Annotated in this window: 19 protein-coding genes; 3 read left to right on the forward strand and 16 right to left on the reverse strand. The window is 54.8% G+C overall.

The genetic code is table 11. From position 1 onward, the window contains the following. The first annotated feature begins 7 nt into the window (after window positions 1–7). Together E1162_RS14195 and E1162_RS14200 are read left to right on the forward strand one after the other, a co-directional pair. Window positions 8–346, forward strand: a complete 339-nt coding sequence (locus E1162_RS14195; protein ID WP_155132241.1) for a P-II family nitrogen regulator — start codon at window positions 8–10, stop codon at window positions 344–346. Between the two features lie 25 nt (window positions 347–371). Then, on the forward strand, window positions 372–1,691 hold the full coding sequence (locus tag E1162_RS14200; protein ID WP_155132243.1) for an ammonium transporter AmtB: 1,320 nt from the start codon (window positions 372–374) through the stop codon (window positions 1,689–1,691). A gap of 98 nt (window positions 1,692–1,789) precedes the next feature. Here E1162_RS14200 and E1162_RS14205 read toward each other — a convergent pair whose 3' ends face one another. The 9 genes from E1162_RS14205 to ccmA all read right to left on the reverse strand — a co-directional run bounded on the left by E1162_RS14205 (window position 1,790) and on the right by ccmA (window position 8,145). Next, window positions 1,790–2,053, reverse strand: a complete 264-nt coding sequence (locus E1162_RS14205; protein WP_155132245.1) for a hypothetical protein — start codon at window positions 2,051–2,053, stop codon at window positions 1,790–1,792. A 175-nt stretch (window positions 2,054–2,228) separates the two neighbouring features. Then, window positions 2,229–3,044: an ABC transporter permease subunit gene (locus E1162_RS14210; RefSeq protein WP_155132247.1), complete on the reverse strand. Its 816-nt coding sequence runs from the start codon at window positions 3,042–3,044 to the stop codon at window positions 2,229–2,231. A 149-nt stretch (window positions 3,045–3,193) separates the two neighbouring features. After that, window positions 3,194–4,081, reverse strand: coding sequence for a cation diffusion facilitator family transporter (locus tag E1162_RS14215; RefSeq protein WP_155132249.1), 888 nt, complete (start codon window positions 4,079–4,081; stop codon window positions 3,194–3,196). Between the two features lie 149 nt (window positions 4,082–4,230). After that, window positions 4,231–4,977 carry a DUF1223 domain-containing protein gene (locus E1162_RS14220; protein ID WP_155132251.1) on the reverse strand — a complete coding sequence of 249 codons (747 nt, stop codon included), beginning with the start codon at window positions 4,975–4,977 and terminating at the stop codon, window positions 4,231–4,233. Between the two features lie 109 nt (window positions 4,978–5,086). Continuing rightward, a complete protein-coding gene (locus tag E1162_RS14225; protein WP_155132253.1) occupies window positions 5,087–5,701 on the reverse strand; it encodes a DsbE family thiol:disulfide interchange protein in 615 nt (204 codons plus the stop codon). 2 nt (window positions 5,702–5,703) lie between these two features. Beyond that, on the reverse strand, window positions 5,704–5,889 hold the full coding sequence (ccmD, locus tag E1162_RS14230) for a heme exporter protein CcmD (protein WP_155132255.1): 186 nt from the start codon (window positions 5,887–5,889) through the stop codon (window positions 5,704–5,706). A 3-nt stretch (window positions 5,890–5,892) separates the two neighbouring features. Then, on the reverse strand, window positions 5,893–6,660 hold the full coding sequence (locus E1162_RS14235; protein ID WP_155132257.1) for a heme ABC transporter permease: 768 nt from the start codon (window positions 6,658–6,660) through the stop codon (window positions 5,893–5,895). 124 nt (window positions 6,661–6,784) lie between these two features. Next, the gene (ccmB, locus tag E1162_RS14240; protein ID WP_257099032.1) at window positions 6,785–7,444 is read right to left on the reverse strand and encodes a heme exporter protein CcmB; all 660 of its coding nucleotides are present in this window, start codon (window positions 7,442–7,444) and stop codon (window positions 6,785–6,787) included. A gap of 5 nt (window positions 7,445–7,449) precedes the next feature. Continuing rightward, on the reverse strand, window positions 7,450–8,145 hold the full coding sequence (ccmA, locus tag E1162_RS14245; RefSeq protein WP_155132261.1) for a heme ABC exporter ATP-binding protein CcmA: 696 nt from the start codon (window positions 8,143–8,145) through the stop codon (window positions 7,450–7,452). Between the two features lie 683 nt (window positions 8,146–8,828). On the opposite strand from ccmA, the gene acnA reads away from it, so the two are divergent. Beyond that, window positions 8,829–11,507, forward strand: coding sequence for an aconitate hydratase AcnA (gene acnA / locus E1162_RS14250; protein ID WP_155132263.1), 2,679 nt, complete (start codon window positions 8,829–8,831; stop codon window positions 11,505–11,507). Window positions 11,508–12,071: 564 nt separating this feature from the next. On the opposite strand, the gene E1162_RS14255 is transcribed toward acnA, so the two are convergent. The 7 genes from E1162_RS14255 to rsmB form a co-directional block, all read right to left on the reverse strand. Then, window positions 12,072–12,359 (reverse strand): GIY-YIG nuclease family protein, encoded by a 288-nt coding sequence (locus E1162_RS14255; protein ID WP_155132265.1) that lies wholly within the window; start codon window positions 12,357–12,359, stop codon window positions 12,072–12,074. Between the two features lie 939 nt (window positions 12,360–13,298). Beyond that, window positions 13,299–13,841 (reverse strand): GNAT family N-acetyltransferase, encoded by a 543-nt coding sequence (locus tag E1162_RS14260; RefSeq protein ID WP_155132267.1) that lies wholly within the window; start codon window positions 13,839–13,841, stop codon window positions 13,299–13,301. Window positions 13,842–13,849: 8 nt separating this feature from the next. After that, a complete protein-coding gene (locus tag E1162_RS14265) occupies window positions 13,850–14,599 on the reverse strand; it encodes a carbonic anhydrase (protein WP_257099005.1) in 750 nt (249 codons plus the stop codon). Beyond that, on the reverse strand, window positions 14,580–15,158 hold the full coding sequence (locus E1162_RS14270) for a hypothetical protein (RefSeq protein WP_155132271.1): 579 nt from the start codon (window positions 15,156–15,158) through the stop codon (window positions 14,580–14,582). The genes E1162_RS14265 and E1162_RS14270 overlap by 20 nt, the downstream gene beginning before the upstream one ends. 112 nt (window positions 15,159–15,270) lie before the next feature. Next, window positions 15,271–16,887, reverse strand: coding sequence for a bifunctional phosphoribosylaminoimidazolecarboxamide formyltransferase/IMP cyclohydrolase (gene purH / locus E1162_RS14275; protein WP_155132273.1), 1,617 nt, complete (start codon window positions 16,885–16,887; stop codon window positions 15,271–15,273). 158 nt (window positions 16,888–17,045) lie between these two features. Further along, complete coding sequence (locus E1162_RS14280; RefSeq protein WP_155132275.1) at window positions 17,046–18,767, reverse strand: heparinase II/III family protein; 1,722 nt, start codon at window positions 18,765–18,767, stop codon at window positions 17,046–17,048. A gap of 159 nt (window positions 18,768–18,926) precedes the next feature. After that, window positions 18,927–20,342, reverse strand: coding sequence for a 16S rRNA (cytosine(967)-C(5))-methyltransferase RsmB (gene rsmB / locus E1162_RS14285; protein ID WP_155132277.1), 1,416 nt, complete (start codon window positions 20,340–20,342; stop codon window positions 18,927–18,929). Window positions 20,343–20,419: the final 77 nt, after the last annotated feature.

Below are 20,419 nucleotides of genomic sequence, written 5' to 3' on the forward strand. Positions count from 1 at the left end.
GTAGAGCATGAAAATCGTAATGGCAATCATCAAGCCCTTTAAGCTCGATGAAGTTCGCGAAGCACTTACAGACATTGGCGTTCAAGGGCTTACCGTAACCGAGGTTAAAGGTTATGGCCGCCAAAAGGGCCACACAGAAATTTACCGCGGCACCGAATACGCGGTCAGCTTTCTTCCAAAGCTGAAAATCGAAGTCGCGGTTTCTTCCGACATCGCAGACAAGGTCGTCGAAATCATCTCCAAAGCAGCAAAAACCGGCCAGATCGGCGACGGCAAGATCTTTGTTTACGGCATCGATCAAGTCGTTCGCATCCGTACCGGTGAAGTCGATGCAGAAGCGATCTAAGACAGTGAATGGGGTATTTGGAACAATGAGAATTTCGCTAAAGACAATCGGCATGAGTGCTTCCGCCCTAGCTCTGGGCGCAGCTCCTGCCCTCGCTCAGGACGCCTCTCCGGTTTCGCCTGAAACCCAGTACATCTTCAACACCCTTCTGTTCCTCATCGGCGGCTTCCTCGTCATGTGGATGGCAGCTGGCTTTGCAATGCTGGAAGCAGGTCTTGTTCGCACTAAGAACGTTTCCATGCAGTGCCTCAAGAACATCAGCCTCTATTCCATCGCTGGCCTGATGTTCTGGATCACCGGCTACAACCTCATGTACACCGGCGTTGATGGCGGCTTCATCGGCTCCTTCGGTCCTTACTCTTTTGATCCGGTTGGCGGCAACTCGCTGGACACCGGCTACTCCACCGCTTCTGACTGGTTCTTCCAGATGGTGTTTGTGGCAACTGCAGCTTCTATCGTTTCCGGCACTCTTGCCGAGCGTATCAAGCTGTGGCCGTTCCTGCTCTTTACCGTCATTCTCACCGGTTTCATCTACCCAATCGCCGGTTCTTGGCAGTGGGGCGGCGGCTGGTTGTCTGAAGCTGGTTTCTCTGACTTTGCAGGCTCCACCCTTGTACACTCCGTTGGTGGCTGGGCAGCTCTTGCAGGCGCACTGATCCTCGGCCCTCGCGCTGGTAAGTACAACGCAAACGGTTCTGTAACACCGCTTCCAGGCTCTTCCATGCCGCTTGCGACCCTCGGCACCTTCATTCTGTGGCTCGGTTGGTTCGGCTTCAACGGCGCATCCCAGCTGGCAATGGGAACCATCAACGATGTAACCGACATCTCCCGCATCTTTGCCAACACCAACATGGCAGCTGCAGCAGGTGTGGTCGTAGCAGTGCTTCTCACCCAGCTGATGTACAAGAAGGTCGACGTAACCATGGCCCTTAACGGCGCTCTGGCAGGTCTGGTGGCAATCACCGCAGAACCTCTTGCACCATCCGTACTGCAGGCCGTTATCATCGGCGGTATCGGCGGCGCGATTGTAGTGTTTACCGTTCCACTGCTCGACAAGCTGAAGATCGACGACGTTGTTGGCGCAATTCCCGTTCACCTGCTGGCAGGCATCTGGGGCACTCTCATTGTTCCACTGTCCAACGCTGATGCATCCTTCGCAACGCAGGCTCTGGGTGTGGTCGCATACGGCGCATTCACCTTCATCGTCTCCGCAGTGTTGTGGCTGGTTCTCAAGGCAGTGGTTGGCATCCGCGTTACCGCAGAAGAAGAAGCCATGGGCCTCGACAAAGTGGAAATCGGCGTAGAAGCCTATCCTGAGTTCGGTCAGGGCTCCCAGCGCCTCTAATTCAAAAAGGGGTATAAACCCCGCAATCTCCTTCCAGAGATACAAGCAGCAAAGAGGGCCGGTCATGTACCGGCCCTTTTCTTTTGAGGTTTCAGCTCTTAGTCACGGCGATCATCGCGACGGTCGTCCCGTCTGTCGTCACGCCGATCATCTCTATGGTCAGCCTTATTGTTGTGTTTCGCTCCCAAGCGGCACAACTGCAGCGGTCGACGACCAGAGTCATAAAGCGAAACACAGCCCGTCAGCCTGTCTGTGCGCACCACCGTTCTCTTGCCGCGATCATCATAAAAAACGAGCTTGTCAGCAAACGCACTCGGCGCAGTAAACAAGCAAAGAACAGCGATTATCAGGAGGTGTTTCATGGTCGGACCCTTCTTGGTGGAGGTTTCAGGTAAGGCCAAAGCTAGTGCTTCCCACCAGCTTCAGCCCAAAACCGTGATTCCCCACAAGGCTAACGGATCGACTAGCGCTCCATAACCCGAGTGCGACAATAATACTTATGCAGTTACAGTGATTTGAGCTGGTTTCCAGCCTAGCTTACTGACGACCGTCCGTAAGGCCCTTCACAAAATACCGTTGAAAGAACACTACAAGCAGCACTGGTGGAAGCATTGCCAGCACAGCAAGTGCCATACCTTCAGGGCTACGCTGCCCCACAAACATTATGCCCTGCACCACGGTCATCTGTTCTTCGGCGCTGTTGACCATAATCGGCCACAGATACTGGTTCCAGCCAAGCACAAACATCAGCAGGAACAAAGCGGCCACCATAGGAGCAGAAGCAGGCGCCAGAATATCCTTCAAGAACTTGATCGGACCCGCACCATCAATGCGGGCAGCTTCCACCAGCTCATTCGGCACAGTTAGAAAAAACTGGCGAAAGAAGAACGTACCAATTGCAGAGGCCAACAGCGGCAAAATCAAACCGGCCTTGGTGTTTACAAGACCGAGATTGGAAACAACGCCGTAGGTAGCAAGAAAGCGAGATTCCAGCGGCAGCAACAAACTGGTGAAGATCAGCCAGAAAATCAGCGTTCCAAAGCGAACACGAAAATAGACCAGCGCATAGGCGGCCAGCATGGAAAGAAGCACCTTGCCCAGCGCAAAACCAAGCGCCAGAGCCATGGAGTTCCAGATCATCAAAAGGCCTGTCACAGCACCGGAAAAACCGCGCCCTTCAAACAAGATGCGCTCATAGGCCCGCAAGCCATTTTGCCCCAAAACAAGCTGCAGTCCCTCACCCGCCAAAACTGCACCGGAATGAGTGGAGGAGAAAAACACGACAAGCGCTGGCAGGGTCATAAACAATACCCCGACGCACAGGATCATATGATCCATCAGCTTTACCCGCATGCAGCTCTCCTGTTGCCAGCCTGTTCGCACCCAGCGAACAACTAGCCAAAAATACTTATAAAGAGCTGCAGGTAAAGCGCTTTTTTAACGGCACGAACAGCGACGCAGCGGCACCTTGCTAAACAGATGCGCTGCAGCCGCAAAGAGTTTTAAAGAACAACAATACCGGAGTGCTTGGCGTGATTTTCCGGCTCAACGTGAATGGTCACACGAGCGCCCGGCATTTCTGCCGCAATGCCTTCTTCAATGCGATCACAGATCTTGTGCGCATTCTCAACAGTCATATCGCCCGGCACAACAAGGTGGAAGTCAACAAACGTCACATGACCGGAGTGGCGCGTGCGCAGATCATGCGCCTCAAGCGCACCATCACCGTGCTTGGAAATAAGCTGGCGCAGCGCTTCCTGTTCTTCTTCAGGTGCCGCCTCATCCATCAGCCCGCCAATGGACTCGCGCACCAGACCCCAGCCGTGCCAAAGAATGTTAACAGCAACCAGCGCTGCGATAATCGGATCGAGGATTTCCCATCCAGTGAGGAACACCAGAACGACACCCAGCAACACACCACCCGACGTATAAACGTCGGTCATAATATGCTTACTGTCAGCCATCAGAGCCGGAGAGCGATGCTTGCGGCCAATACGCATCAACATGGTTGCCCATGCAGCATTGATAACGCTGGCCAGACCGTTCAAGGCAACACCGGCAGGCGATGCATTCAGCTCCGGCGGAGTGATAATGCCAAAATAGGCTTCACGCATAATCACCAAGGCAGCAAGAACGATCAGCACGCCTTCAAAAACGGCGGCAAAGTACTCGACCTTGTAGTGACCATAGGGGTGGTTTTGATCAGCCGGTTTTTGCGACATATAAAGCGCACCGGCAGCCGCAAGTGCTGAAGCCACGTTCAGCGTGGTTTCAAGAGCATCGGACAGGAACGCGATGGACCCTGTCATCACATAGGCGGCATATTTTATTGCAAGAACCAGCAAGCCGATAAAAATGCTGCCGATCGCAAAGCGCATACTCTCGTTCATTTCCGACTGCCTGATCCCCGATTGCTAAGAGGAACACCCCTGTTCGCTGGCGCTAGCCATAACAGAATATTCCCGCATAGCAACCCAAACCAGTGAGCCAAAGTCCCTATTGGCAAAAATCAGGAAAGGACCGGAAGAGCATAACCGAACTAGGGTTTAGGAGCAGCAGTCGCGCCAAGAATAGTTGAAGGAAAACCGTCCTTCATGGTCTGCACCAGTACGACCCACGAAACCTTGCCGGACTTGTCCAGCGCAGACTTGGGCAACTGGAACACCTTCTTGGTTCCATCCCAAACACCAATTGGCATCACGCTCTTGACGATGTTGGTATAGCGGCGGGTTTTACCTGCGTTTTCACCGCGGGCAATCTTCACCTCGGCCACCGGCATCACTTGCAGAAAGTATACATCCGCCATCACATCCAGCGGCTTATCCAACCCTTCAACGCTCACTTCCAGCATGTCGTTCTTCATGGATGTCTCGACATCCACGTCCAGCTTTTTCGCCTCTGCAATCGCTGTATTGATCGCTGCCTGATTGTTGCCCGTAAACTGGCTTGCACCGTTCAGCACCATTTGCGGCGTGTAGACAGCCTGATCGCCCCGCGCTTCGGCATAGCCGCGTTGCCGGTCACTGGCTTCACGAGAGCCAAACGTATCTTTCCAGCCAAGGTAGTCCCAATAGTCAACATGGAACGCCAAGGTCAGCAGATCAGGATTTTGGGAAATCTCGAAGAAGTAATCATCAGCGGCAGGGCAATAAGAGCAGCCCTGACTGGTAAAGAGCTCAACCACCGCCTTCGCCTTTTCAGCGTTGGCAGCAGGTGTCCAACCGGTAACCATTGCCATGGCGGCAGCGCCCATTACCAGTGAGCGACCAAGGTGAGCAATCTTCATTCTTTGGCCTTTCTGCCCGTTTCCGTTCACTGCGCAGAGCCTACAAAACCGTATCTACAAACAACAGTAACAAGCGGGTGATGGCATTCACCCACCTATGAAATGATCGTTACCGAGAGGTCGCCAGAACCCGTTCTAGCTCAGGAAGGAAGGTATCGCGGTAGCTCTGCTCGCTAAGCGGCCCCACAAACTTGAACTTGATGTTACCGTCCTTACCGACAATGAAGGTTTCCGGAACACCATAGACACCCCATTCAATGCCAATACGCCCCGTATCAGCACCAACGCGGTCATATGGGTTGCCCAACTCCTGCAAGAAGCGAATGGCATTGGGCGCTTTGTCTTTGTAGTTCAGCCCCACCATCTGCACGCGGTCATCCTTGGAAAGGTCCATGATGTATTCGTGCTCGGCGCGGCAAGGGCCACACCAAGAAGCAAAGATATTGACGATGGAAACTTTGCCCAGCAAGTCCTTGCTGGTGACACCGGGCACCTGCTCGCCGCTCGCCAAAAGGCCGGGTACTTCAGGCAGAGTAAACTGCGGCACCGGCTTATCGATGAGAGCAGAAGGCAGCTTTTGCGGATCATGGCCGGAAACAAGCTGATAAAGAAACAAAAGCGACAGAGCGGCAAAGACAACCAAAGGCACCAGCGCCAGCGGCGGTATACGGCGCGCCTTCTTTGGCTCTACTTCGTTCTGCGAGGACTCTTCACCACTGCTCATTTTTAACCCTGTTTTTTAGCGGATCGGCGGCGAATACCAGCGGCCTCCAATTCGGCCAGCTCTTTCACACGCTGCTTTTTGACTACCAGCGCCACGGTTAGCAAACCACCAAATACGGCTACCGCCATCAAATAGACAGCTGCCACATATTCGGCATGACGCGGAAGATCAGCGAAGAAACTATCCATATCCTAAACCTCCCGAATTTGCGCTGTAACATTTGCGTGAGGCTGCGCGGCAGAAGCAGCACGCATACGCATGGCCCTGATACGGCGGGCGTAAATCTCGTTCCGCATGAACATCAAATGCATCATGATGAAGAACAGGGTGAACGCGCCAGCCATAACGAGAAGCGGCACCAGAATGGAGCTATGCAGCGCAGGCCCGTCGGTGCGGAAAACACTGGCTGGCTGATGCAATGTGTTCCACCAATCGACCGAGAACTTGATGATCGGCAGATTGATTACGCCAACAAGGGTGAGGATCGCATTGGCTTTTGCCGCTTTGATCGGGTCATCCATGGTGCGCCACAAAGCGATGATGCCGAGATACATGATGAACAGCACAAGGAAAGAAGTCAGGCGCGCATCCCAAACCCACCAAGTACCCCACATCGGCTTTGCCCAGATGGAGCCGGAAAACAGTGCTAGAAAGGTGAAAGCCGCCCCCAGCGGTGCTGCAGCTTTTGCAGACACATCGGCCAGTGGATGCTTCCACACCAAAGTGCCAATGGAAGAGCCAGCCATCATGGCGTAGCAGAGCAGCGCCAACCAAGCAGAAGGAACGTGCACAAACATGATGCGCACAGTCACCCCCTGCTGATAATCTTCAGGTGCGTAGAAAAATGCCATGTAAAGGCCGGTCGCAAGCGCCAGAACGGTCGCGCCGATAAGCCAAGGCATAATGCGCTCTACAAGTGACAAGAAGCGTGTTGGGTTGGCCAGATCATATAGCGTCATGGATCACTTCTGTTTGTTAATTCCAAGATCCTGTAAGGGCTCATACGGCTTTCATTTACAGGTAGTTCTACGGATTATTAAAGCAAAGACAGCGCGCCGCTTTGCTTTGCATCAAACTTTCTCATCAGTCTGATGCCACTCTCAAGGCTGCCCCCGCTGCAACCGGCCCGAGGACCAGCGCAAAAAGCGAGATGGCGCATAGATAAAGGAGCGGCGTCAAAAACGGCGTTGGTCCGCCCACGGCAGCCGTAGCAGCACTTACACCAAAAATGAGTACGGGTATAGCCAGAGGGATGACCAGAATCGAAAGCAGTACGCCGCCGCGTCTCAGCGAAACGGTAACCCCTGCTCCCACTGCACCAATCAGGGTGAGCGCGGGCGTTCCAACAAGCAGCGTCAAGGTCACCGCGCCAATGGCTGTTGGCTCCAGATTAACGAACAGCGCCAGAACCGGAGCCGAGATTACAAGCGGCAGACCCGTTGCTGCCCAGTGGGCGGCACACTTAACAAGCACGATAAGTTCTGGCGGGCGGCCCGACATCAAAAGAAGGTCTAGGGTGCCATCTTCCCTGTCAGCCTGAAACAAACGATCGAGCCCCAGCAAAGTTGCCAGCAAAGCGCCGATCCATAGAACCGCAGCGCCGATACGCGCCAGCATCTTAAGGTCTGGCCCGACACCGAAAGGAAACACGGTCACAACGGCAAGGAAGAACAAAACACCGATAAGCGCCCCGCCGCCAACCCGAGCCGCGATTTTGAACTCTCTAACAAATAGCGCAGTCATCCAGTTCATAGAAAGTCCCCGCTATCGCCAAAGCCGTCGTAATCTTCTGCAAGGCCCTCATCATCACGGCCATCACCGCGAGAAAATTCCAGATACTTGGTATTGGGCAGGTCCAATGGCAGGTGTGTTGCGGCAATAATTATGCCGCCGCCATTGATGTGGCTGGCCATAAGCCCAAGCAGCGTTCTTTCAGAGGCCGCATCCAGTGCAGAGCTTGGCTCATCCATAATCCAGATAGGCCGCGGCACGACTAAAAGACGGGCTAGAGAGAGCCGCCTGCGCTGCCCAGCACTCAAAAATGCTGCTGGCAAATGGGCGGTGTGCCCAATTTCCAGTGTCTCCAGCGCTTCTGATGCGCCCAGCGTTGCATCGCTTGAAAACCCTGCAAGTTCCACCGGCTCATAAAACGAACGCCAGAAGGACAAGTTCTCTAGTGCAGTCAACGAAGGCTTGAGCGCATCTAGATGGCCGAAGTAATGGCAATGTTCAGGAACCGTTCTGTCTTCTATGCCGCCCTCAAGCGCCATTTTGCCAGACCTGACAGCAACAAGACCTGCAATGACCCGCAAGAGAGAAGACTTCCCAACCCCATTGGGGCCGCGAACGATAAGCGCCTCTCCTGATGAAATCTGAAAGGTAACATTCTCAAAAACACGGCGGCCGCCGCGCTCACAAGTCAGGCTATCGCAGATAAGCTTCAAGAGATCCCCGCTCGAATTGCCAAGAAACACAGCAGGATGGCGCCATGTTCACCCTCTTTGATTAGGGCCTATTCATTTGATTTGGCAAGTCTTTCCTACAGAAAAACACGGTATTCGGGTCTAATTGCCCAGCGACTATGCTCAGTTGAGAACGCAAACGCTTCATACTCAACAGCAAACAAGAGGAAAACCAGCACCGGTGGGCAACAACCCTGCACTTGGGCCAGCAACGGCTATTGACGGTACGTCGAAGGCCACTTTACCTTCGCTGCCAATGGAATCCGCAAAAGGCCCGCTCGCCGCTCTCGTCCACAACCCACGCTGGACAACAAAGGTAAGGGCTCGACATTATTGTATACATGTGTATATAAAGCGGCGAAATTCGAAATAACTCAGCTTGTTGGGCGAATTCGGATAGAACTTTAGACGCATTCACAGCAGAAATACCAACTGCCTCAAGGGCGCGTCTCTGGCACCTGATCCGAAAAAACGCTATAGGAAAACAACTCAAAGCTGAAGGCGACCAAACCAACGCCCACCCGGATGGTTCTGGTTGATTTCAAAAGATAAAGCATTTCCGCAGGAAGTGCGAAACAGCCCGGTTAAACGGGCACATAAGAGATCTTTCGGGCCGGCAGCAAGATTTCGCCCTTTCTCCGGCTTTCATAAGGAGACCGCTCGCCATGTCGACTTCACTAAACAGCTTTGGCGCTAAACAGTCGCTCAAGGTCGGTGACAAGACCTACACTTACTACTCTCTTCCAGAAGCAGAAAAGAACGGTTTGGAAGGCATTTCCAAGCTGCCGAACTCTTTGAAAGTGGTTCTGGAAAACCTGCTGCGCTTTGAAGACGGCCGCACCGTCACCAAAGAAGACATTCAGGCCGTTGCTGAATGGCTTTTAGAGCGCAAATCCAGCCACGAGATTTCCTACCGCCCTGCCCGCGTTCTGATGCAGGACTTCACCGGCGTTCCTGCTGTTGTTGACCTTGCTGCAATGCGCGATGCGGCTGTGAAACTCGGTGGTGACCCGAAAAAAGTGAACCCGCTGGTTCCAGTTGACCTCGTAATCGACCACTCCGTAATGGTTGACTACTTCGGCACAACCTCCGCATTCGCTCTCAACGTTGAGAAGGAATACGAGCGTAACGGCGAGCGTTACGAGTTCCTCCGTTGGGGCCAGTCTGCGTTTGACAACTTCCGCGCTGTTCCTCCAGGAACCGGCATCTGTCACCAGGTGAACCTTGAGTACCTTGCCCAGACCGTCTGGACCAAGGAAGAAGACGGCGAGACCGTTGCTTACCCTGATACCCTCGTGGGTACAGACTCCCACACCACCATGGTGAACGGCATGGCTGTTCTGGGTTGGGGCGTAGGCGGCATCGAGGCGGAAGCAGCAATGCTCGGCCAGCCAATTTCCATGCTCATCCCTGAAGTGATCGGCTTCAAGCTTGACGGCAAGCTAGCAGACGGCATCACCGCGACCGATCTTGTTCTGACCGTTGTAGAAATGCTGCGTAAGAAGGGCGTTGTAGGCAAATTCGTAGAGTTCTACGGCCCTGGCCTCGACAACCTGTCTTTGGAAGACTGCGCAACCATCGCCAACATGGCACCGGAATACGGCGCAACCTGCGGCTTCTTCTCTGTCGACAACGACACCGTGAACTACCTGAAGTCCACTGGCCGCGCAGCAGACCGTGTTGAGCTGGTAGAAGCCTACTCCAAAGCACAGGGCATGTTCCGCGACAGCGGCTCCGCTGACCCAGTCTTCACCGACACTCTTGAGCTGGACATCTCCACCGTTGTTCCTTCTCTGGCAGGTCCAAAGCGCCCTCAGGACCGCATCTCTCTGGTTGATGCAGCTGAAGGCTTTGCCAAGACCATGGCAGAAGAGTTCAACAAGGCAGGCGAAGAAGCCAAGCGCGTTGCAGTTGAAGGCCGCGACCATGACCTTGGCAACGGCGATGTTGTTATCGCTGCGATCACCTCTTGCACCAACACCTCCAACCCATCTGTGCTGATCGGCGCTGGCCTTGTCGCCCGCAACGCTCTTGCAAAGGGTCTGAAGGTTAAGCCTTGGGTTAAAACCTCTCTGGCTCCTGGTTCCCAGGTTGTGACCGACTATCTGGAAAGAGCTGGCGTTCAAGAAGACCTTGACGCGCTGGGCTTCAACCTCACCGGTTACGGCTGCACCACCTGTATTGGTAACTCCGGCCCACTGCCTGAGGAAATCTCCTCTGCGATCAACGACAACGACCTTGTTGCATGTTCCGTTCTGTCCGGTAACCGTAACTTTGAAGGCCGCGTGAACCCGGATGTCCGTGCAAACTACCTTGCATCACCTCCGCTTGTTGTTGCTTACGCTATCGCCGGCTCTCTCAACGTGAACGTTGCAACTGACCCGCTGGGCGAAGATCAGGACGGTAACCCTGTTTACCTGAAAGACATCTGGCCAACCACGGCAGAGATTGCAGAGCTGATCCGCACCTCTATCACCGAGCAGATGTTTGAAGAGCGCTACGGCGACGTCTTCAAGGGTGATGAGCACTGGCAGGCGATTAAGGTTGAAGGCGGCATGACCTACGGTTGGCCTGTTTCTTCTACCTACGTGCAGAACCCGCCTTACTTCGAAGGCATGACCATGGAGCCAAAGCCTCTCGAAGACATCGAAGGTGCTGCGGTTATGGGTCTGTTCCTCGACTCCATCACCACCGACCACATCTCTCCAGCTGGTGCGATCAAGGCAAACTCCCCTGCGGGCGAGTACCTCTCCCAGCATCAGGTCGCGGCCAAGGACTTCAACTCCTACGGCGCGCGCCGTGGTAACCACGAGATCATGATGCGCGGCACCTTCGCCAACATCCGCATCAAGAACCAGATGGTTCCAGGTGTTGAAGGCGGCGTCACCATGAAGGACGGCGAGAAGAAGTGGATCTACGACGCTTGTATGGAATACAAGGCCGAAGGCACTCCGCTCGTTATCTTTGCAGGTAAAGAATACGGCACCGGCTCTTCCCGTGACTGGGCAGCAAAAGGCACCAAGCTTCTGGGCGTGCGTGCAGTGATTTCCCAGTCCTTCGAGCGTATCCACCGCTCCAACCTTGTTGGCATGGGCGTTCTGCCATTCACCTTCAAAGAAGGTGAAAGCTGGCAGTCCCACGGCATTGAAGGCACCGAACGCGTAACCATCAAGGGCGTTGCAGACCTCAAGCCACGCCAGATGGTTGATATCGAAGTGGAATACGCAAACGGCGAAAAGAAAACCATCGAGGTTCTCTGCCGCATCGATACCGAAGACGAGCTGGAATACATCAAGGCTGGCGGCATCCTGCACTACGTGCTCCGCAACCTTGTAACCAGCTAAGAATATTCGGCTTTACAGTTGAAACGAGAACGGGTCCTTCGGGGCCCGTTTTTTGTTTTTGGTCGTAGTTGAATGGCAGACCACGGGGCCGCGTTATCTCATAGGCGCTCGCCGTCGCACCAGTCTCAAGGCCGTCACGCTGCCCAACCGCCGTCATCCAGATCTTGGGGAAGTCACCCCGCACCCGATGCAGGGTCCCGCTGGAGATGTCCTATCATGCGTTTTCTGGATACCGGATCATCGCTTCGCTTGTCCGGTATGACATGTTCGACTTTTAAGAAGTCCTTGTGAACGCAACCAACACACAGTTCTCAAACAGCCGCTCTTCGCCGGTCAGACTATCAGCTAGACCCCGCAACAAGTGCGGGGTGACGGTTGTACGGGGGGATTCCACATCGCCGTCATAACGGATTTGATCTAGCATCTAGCATACCGCTTCTTTAGTTGCCGTCATTAGGCGACAGGATTCCGCATTGGAGATGAAATGACAGCTTGAGCTCTCGCAAGATCCCCTCCTCTACTGTCATGCCGGACTTGATCCGGCATCCAGCTATAGGGTCAAGTTTATTGATTTAGCCCCTCATAGAGGTCATCCCAATCTGGGTTCATCCTCTCGATCGCGTCTAGTTTCCATGAGCGCCGCCAGCGTTTAAGCGCCTTCTCACGATTGATCGCATCCATAACCAGATTATAGGTCTCGTAGTAGACGAGCTGGCTCACCCCATATTTTGCCGTAAAGCTGACAGCTTGCTTTCCTTTGTGCTCGAATACCCGCCGCGCAAGATTATTGGTCACGCCAGTATAAAGCGTCCCGTTTCGCCTGCTGGCCAAGATGTAAACGTAAAATGGCATCAGGAAAGATTGCGCATGTACCGCAAAGCCTCAATCTACCCAATTCCGCCTGTGTTTTTTGTGGAGGCCGTTCTGGATGCCGGATCAAGTCCGGCATGACTGAATTGATACTGAAGGAAGCCATGCAAGGCCCAGCTTTAACTGTAGGGAGCCCTTGTTACAGAGGCAGCCATCATCATAAAAGAGAGAACAAGCAGTGACCTTGTAGTCCAACCCCTTCCACTCAAAATCGGTAACAGATCCAACTTCCCTTTGGCACGAGTGTCCGCTCCTTGTGTCATACAGAGAAGAAGCGGAGCAGTGATCCAGTGCCTGAACAATCTGAGCCTGCTTAGAGTGCATTTGAAGCGAAGTTGCCTTGGCACCCATGTCGGCTCTCGGTGTCATACCGGACTTGATCCGGTATCCAGCAAATGCTCCGACCGTGCGCTGGAACTAAAGCCAAGGCCTTCCACTCTGGTGGGCAGAGTTCCCTGTCACTGCAGACCACTATCCGGTGCCCGAAGCACCCTGCTTCCCAAAAACCTTATCCCCGTCTCACCAACCCGCCCCATAATCAATGCCGTGCTCACCTGAACGGGCAGTTGGCGGACCGTCCGCCAGCGCGGGGTGGGTCGGGTGGGGCTGTCTTGAGAAGTAACGTATCGCAAGGCTGGTCCGGCAAAGGCAACGCTGCAAGGGTGCCGCAGTTCTTGGCAGCATAGCCCGCTCACGTTGGCGCACAGCGGCGGCAGAATACTGCCGGTCACGCGTCTTCGTTGAAAGGGCCGTTCTTTGCCTAAAAAGCCCGGGCAAGGCGTGTAAGCTATTGCCGAAGAAACTAACCAACCAAAAGCGCAGGCATAGCCTGCCCGCCTTGCCACTCCCGTTTTAACGGGGCAGCCAGCTCACACTGCAAGCAAACCGCTTGCGGTGCTGCTCATCATGGCCTGATGCTGCTTAACCCAGCTCACGCACCATATGCAGGCGCTCACCATCATCGCGCATCAGCTCAAAACCAGCTTGCTCAATGAACGTTCGCGCTGGATGAGTGCTAACCGGACAGTACGTGCAGCGGCTGAAGCCTGCTTTGACGATGTCCGCTTCAACCCGCTCCAGCAAGTCTTTGGCTATGCCATAGCGGCGGTAATCAGGATAGACATACAGATTGTAGATATGCGGGGTTTCTTTCTTAAGACCCCAATAGCCATAGCCAACGATTTCACCGCCGAGCTGTGAAACAAACATGCGCACCTGATTACTGGCCAAAAGCCCGTGTACGGCTGCCTCACTTGCGCACCACTGGGCAAGGTTTTTGGGCTCCAGCTCACGCATATAGTGCTCTTCAAGGCGCACCACGGCAGGCAGATCAGCCTCCGAGGCCCTGCGGTAAATGGGAAACGTCATGCACCTACCCTCTCTTTCCAGCGTGTTCCGCGTCAGGGGTTTGGGGCCCACGATAAACCAAAGCGCGCCCAGCGACAAAACCAGCACACGCGCCATAGCCTACATCACGCAACAAAGTGCACTTCGCCGGTGTGTAGATCATAGATACCGCCGACGATCTTTAGCTTACCCTCGTCCACCCGCTGCTTCAGGATATCGGACTGATCGGTAAGCGCCTTCATACCCAGCAACACGTTCTGGCGGATGCTACGGTCCAGCAAGTCACCGCCGCCTTGTTTTGCAGCTTCAACGGCGGGCTTGATGAGCTCAACCAGAGAAGGCAGAGAACCGGGAAGCGTTTTACCGTCATCAATAGACTGAATGCTGGCCTCTACCGCGCCGCAGTTGGAATGGCCAAGCACCATGATAAGCGGTGTGCCGAGCTCTGCAGTGGTGAACTCAAGGCTAGCAATGCCCTCCGGCGTTACCACGTTGCCCGCAACACGCACGACGAACAGATCACCCAGTCCGGTATCAAAAGCAATTTCCGGCGCAACGCGAGAGTCCGAGCAGCCAAGGATCGCTGCAAACGGGAACTGCGCCACTTCAAGCGCTTCCACGCTTTCAAAAAAGTCGCCAGCTTTGGCAGAGCCCTGAATGTAGCGTTTGTTGCCCTCCATAAGCCGCCTGAGAGAAACTTCCGGCGGCTCTGCGCCCTTCTCCCGCGGCTCGGGCATACGCGGCTCCTTGGCGCTCACCTGAATGCTTCCAGTTGTTAGCGCCGCACCAACGGCTGCTACACTGGTCAGGAAATGGCGGCGGTTAAGGCGGGAGAAAGATGGCCCCGCTCCTTGCTCATAGTGGTGGTTGCACATGGGGGTCTCCCTGTTGGTTCTGGGGCAGATACGGCGGCGGCGCGATATTTTGCGAAGGCGCATCGTCCGCTGGTACTGATGGAGTGGTCCGCTCAGCGGCCTTCGGTTCTTCGTTCAAAACGCCGCGTGCCTTGCGGATGGACTGGTCCAAACCTGCAAGCACGCTGTCGAAGAACCGTTCACCTACACGCTCTTGCGGGTTGCGAATGGCTTTAAGGGTCTGATCGATGCTTTTGAGCTGGCCGGAAATGGTGGAGAGCTCACCGCGCAGGGCCGGATTAAAGCCGGAGCCGTCTTTAAGCGCTGCAAGGCTGGTGTTGAGGCGGCCAAGCTCGCGCTGCCATTGCGCAGGCTGAATGCCTGAAGCAGCAAGGACTGAGGCCGTCACGCGCTGTGCGGCTTGCTCGGAAAAGGTAAGTGCGGAGTTTGCGGCCCAGCCAATGGCAAGCGCTGCAACAATCACGAGAATGAGTGTTGCGTTCAGTAGGGCAAGGCCAAGCTGCTTCAGCGTTCCGCCAAAGGTTCTGCCAAGGGTTCCGGGGCTGGCGTTCGTTTGCATTGTTGTTCTCCACCAGTCTGGAGCCAAACCTAGCAAAGAACGTTTCTTAAAAATGAAAGGCCCGCCGGAATTGTTCCCGGCAGGCCAAGTGTGGTTAAGCTTTCAAATACGCTTAGTGGCGGAAGTGACGCATTCCGGTAACCACCATTGCAAGACCGGCTTCATCTGCCGCCTTGATTACTTCGTCATCACGCATGGAGCCGCCCGGCTGGATAACAGCGGTTGCACCAGCTTCTGCAGCAGACAGAAGGCCGTCAGCAAACGGGAAGAATGCATCCGATGCCACAACGCAGCCCTTGGTCAGCGGCTCGGCCATGCCAGCAGCTTCGGCTGCATCAATCGCCTTACGTGCTGCAATGCGGGCACTGTCCACGCGGCTCATCTGGCCTGCGCCAACGCCAACGGTCGCGCCGTCTTTGACGTAAACAATCGCGTTGGACTTCACGTGCTTGGCAACGCGGAACGCCATTTTAAGGTCAGCCATTTCCTGCTCGGTAGGCTGGCGCTTGGTAACAACTTTGAGGTCGAGATCATCAACCACGCCGTTGTCACGGCTCTGCACCAGAAGACCGCCAGAAACGCTCTTAACGCTCATGCCTTTTGCTCGTGGATCAGAAAGACCGCCGGTTACCAGAAGGCGAAGGTTCTTCTTCTTGGCAACGATGTCGATTGCTTCCTGCGTTGCATCCGGCGCGATGATCACCTCAGTGAAGATCTTGGTGATCTCGGTTGCAGCGTCTGCATCCAGAGTGCCGTTCAGCGCAACAATGCCGCCGAATGCAGAGACAGGATCACAGGCAAGCGCCTTCTCGTAGGCTTCCTTCAAAGTTGGAGCCTCGGCAACACCACAAGGGTTTGCATGCTTGATAATGGCAACAGCAGCAGTACGTGCAGGGTCAAACTCGGAAACAAGTTCAAACGCCGCGTCGGTATCGTTGATGTTGTTGTAAGACAGCTTCTTGCCCTGCAACTGGCGGGCAGTGGCAACACCTGGACGCTTCTCGCCGGTGAGGTAAAAGCCTGCGGACTGGTGTGGGTTCTCGCCGTAGCGCATCACTTCGTTAAGCGTTCCGCCAGCAGCAATGTAGTCCGGTGCCTCAACGCCGATCTGCGCGGCCATCCAGTTGGAAACCGCCGCATCATAGGCAGCAGTGCGCGCAAAGGCTTTCTGAGCCAGCTTCTTGCGCAGCGCCACAGGCGACAGACCGCCGTTCGCGTCCAGCGCTACAATTACGCTGGCATAATCGGCGGGATCCACAACAGTGGTCACATAGGCATGGTTTTTAGCAGCAGCGCGGGTCATTGCCGGACCGCCAATGTCGATGTTCTCGACGCCGTTTGCGTAGTCTGCGCCAGAAGCAACAGTCTCTTCAAACGGATACAGATTGACGCAAAGCAGATCGATGCCGGTGATGCCATGCTCACCCATTGCAGTAACGTGCTCTGCATCATCGCGAATGGAAAGCAGTCCGCCGTGCACTTTCGGATGCAGGGTCTTTACACGGCCATCCATAATTTCAGGAAAACCGGTGACCTCGGAAATATCTTTAACTGGGAGGCCAGCCTCTTCCAGTGTCTTACGGCTTCCGCCTGTAGACACCAACTCAACGCCCCGCTCAACCAGCGCCTTCGCAAAGTCAATCAGACCGCTTTTGTCGGAAACCGACAGCAGCGCGCGCTTGACTGGGACGAGATCTGGAACGGGAATACCTTTGGAAACGACGGCCATCTTTTTGCCTATCCTGACTTATGTGGAGGAAGGGAGTTTCGCGGGCGAGTTAACATGGTTCGCCCGCAAACACTAGCCATCTGCTGGTTAAATTTTCCGCAAGTCGGGAGGCAATTGCCTAGAGGTTAAGCAAACCGCTACGTTCATTAGCAGCAAGTCTAATTCGCGCTCTTACGACGCCCTTTAGCAACCGCAATACGGCGAATCATCCACGTCACAACCTGCTCTGATTTAATGCGGCCGGTGATGACAATTTGGTTGGTGCGCCGATGTCCAAACACATCGGAAAGATAGATGGATTCTTCCAACGCGAGCTTGCCATCTTCGCACATAAACTCCCACGCCTCGCCATCTGCGCATTGCAGGGCGATGGAATTGCCGGAGTTCAGCATGGAGCACTTGATCTTCGGATGCAGATGGAAGCGGATAGTGTACTTGCGCCCGTTGGCGATTTTTCCGTGGGGCACAATGCGGTCGATACCATCAAGCACCGTACCATCGCGAGAAAGCGTCAGATCGCGCTCATGGGTAACACCGGCACGATCCAGATACCCGTCATGGCTGGCAACAACACGGTCAGCCACCTCGTTGTCCTGCCGTTCAACACTAACGTTTTTCGGACCGGACAGAACAGGAGAGCCGATGATGCCGTTAAGCTTCACATTGCTTAGGAACCGACAAGACGACAGTTCATCAATCTCGACGGTGGAATGGGCAGCAGTAGAGCGGGCAACGGAGCGCCATTCAAGGCGTTCTTGCGAGGACACACCGCAGTTCACGAAGATGCGGTTCCGCTGGGACGAAAACTCGATAGACAGGCAGCCAGCATGGGCTTGGTGGCTGACCTGAGGAACCGGCGGCTTACCGGTGTCCATCAACACAATGCTGTCACCGCCAGTAAGACGCTGATAGCCGCTGTAAGGAGCGCTGGCGGAAGGAACACCGCGCGCATCATCATAGGCAAGCACAGTGGCGACCAGATCGCCTTGTGTGGACCCCATGCCATTGAAGTTTGCAAAGGAACCATCGCCATGGCGGAAGAAACGCACAATCGGCATCATCCGGTCGATGGATTCCATCATCACCGGAGAAACCTTCTGGCCCTGCATCACCAAAGCCTGACGGATTGGCAACAGATCAACCAGTACTTCGACAACCGCACCGGGATGACGGGAAAAATGTCCACCATCTGGAAGGATTTGCCGTTGCAGCTCGCTATCAAGGCGGCGAAGCGCCTGCTTGGTATGACGACCCTGCCCTTCCATGGAAACGCTTGCACTTGCGATTGCCATATTAGCAAGAAGGCGCGGCAATCCATCTGGGCTTTCATTGACCGTACGGCGCAGATAGCGAACCTGACGGGTCAACGAGCGCATGAAACGCTTGTAAAAATCAGCATCGCAGCCATCAAGCAGCAAAGGAGACTGCGCCATCCAGCTGAGCACACGCCTTGCAACGACTTCCTGCTGCCAGCCAACAGGGTGATGACCACCGCAGGCTTTAATCCAGTCTTCAACAAGGGCACGAGCATTGCTTTGGGCGACAGCCGTTTCGGCGGCCCGCAAATGACGCAGCCAAGAGAAGCCGTGCAGCGCCTTTTCCCACTCTACACTTGGCGAAGGAACATCAAACGGCGACAAGCCGTTGGTTTCAACCAAATGACCAGCGAAGAGAAAACGGCCAGAGTAGATGTCAGAGGCATTGGTCGAGTCAGCCGTGCGCAAATCCTGCGGCGCTATAAGCAGCCGCGGAGAGCTACTCCCGAAATAGCTCATGCGGAACAAAGGTCCGCCGTGAACCCATTTCAGGGCAGAATGAAACGCACTTTGTGCTAGTAAGCGCCCGATACGCGCTCGCTCAGCCACGATGCCTAACGACATGCTCAGTTCATACCCAGTAAGTGATTATTGGGGTTCAGAGGAACCAAATGTGATGCCTCAGTGAAACCCGGGAACGATAGGGTAACCCCCAAAGCCCTTTATATCTCGTTAACCATAGCTTGCGCGAGGGTGGAATTCACCACGCCTCGCACTCAAGTCTTAGCTCATCTTGCGCAAACGGGAGGCAAAGAAACCATCAAGACCGCTTAAACGCTCAGAATCCTGCGCGTTGTGGCAAGGCAGAGCTCTGAAATCACCCTGTGCATTAATGCACTCGGTATGACCACCTAGTTCGTCGCCATCAACAGGTATGCGCGCAAAGTTCTCGTTTTCGAGTAGGAAGCGCTGGATCTGCAACTCGCCCTCTTCCTGCTCCAAAGAGCAGGTGCAGTAAACAAGTAATCCACCCGGCTTCAGCCACTGCGATACTTTTTCAAGAAGCTCGTACTGCAACTCTGCAAGTTTCTCGATATCGGTCTCGCGTTTCAGCCAAGCGACATCAGGGTGACGGCGGATCGTACCAGTCGCACTACAAGGAGCGTCCAACAAAATCGCATCAAACATCTGTTCCGGCTGGAACTCACGGATATCGCTGGTGACAGTCGTAACGCTAAGACCAATGCGCTCCATGTTCTGGGCAAGGCGCTGCAAACGGCGAGCGGAAATATCAACCGCGGTTACGTTGGCGCCTGCTGACGCGATCTGCATGGTTTTACCACCGGGCGCTGCGCAAAGGTCAGCAACATCTTTGCCTTCAACACTGCACAGCAAGCGAGCAGGCACGGCAGCGGCGGCATCTTGTACCCACCACTGACCATCGGTGTAGCCTTCCAGCTTCTCGATAGAACCGTCTGGCAGCAGGCGCAGGCTTGCGTCAAGAACCGCAGAAGCGCCAAGCTTTTCTGCCCAGCCTTCAAGATCGCTGCGCACTGTGAGATCAATGTATGGCTCTCTCAAATGGGCGCTTGCGATACCGCGAGCCGCCTCTTCGCCATAAACCTCTTTCCAACGGGAGAACATCCAATCAGGCGCATTGATGAAGGTTTCATCTTGATCCGCAACAATCGCAGCAGCTTCACGGGCCGCGCGGCGCAGAACAGCGTTCACCAGTCCTTTATAAGGCTTGGCGCGGCTATCGCGGCCAGCAAGGGTTACAGCAAGCGAAACCGCAGCATGATCTGGCACCTGCATAAACAGCATCTGCGCCAGAGCGACATGCAAAATGTCGGTAACTCGGCCGGTCTTTTCAGGAATAGGACGATCAAGGAAAGTGTCGATCACATTCTGGATCTGGCCGCGGCGACGCAGAGCGGTGCCCAAGATAGCACGAACCAGCGAGCGGTCGTTTGGCTCCAGCTTTTTGTAGCCCGGATGACCGTTGTTCAGGTCCAGCTCACCGTCCAGCGGCATACGCTTGGAAAGAACCTTGCCAAGAAGGTCTGTCGCTACTTTGCGGGAAGCATAGCCCGGATCCTGATGATCAGGATGCGCACCGTTAGAGCCGTTAACGTTCTCTTTTACCGGTTTTGCTCGCCGACGAGCTTGGGGGCGTTTGCCTTTTTTTTCTTCCGTCATCAATCGTCCAAACTCTGCCTAGCGGCTCTTGGCCCATCCTGTTTAAAGGGCCTAAAGTGCTTCATAGTTTAAGGGCT

It is taken from the genome of Pseudovibrio flavus (genome assembly GCF_009711345.1).
Classification (GTDB): domain Bacteria; phylum Pseudomonadota; class Alphaproteobacteria; order Rhizobiales; family Stappiaceae; genus Pseudovibrio; species Pseudovibrio flavus.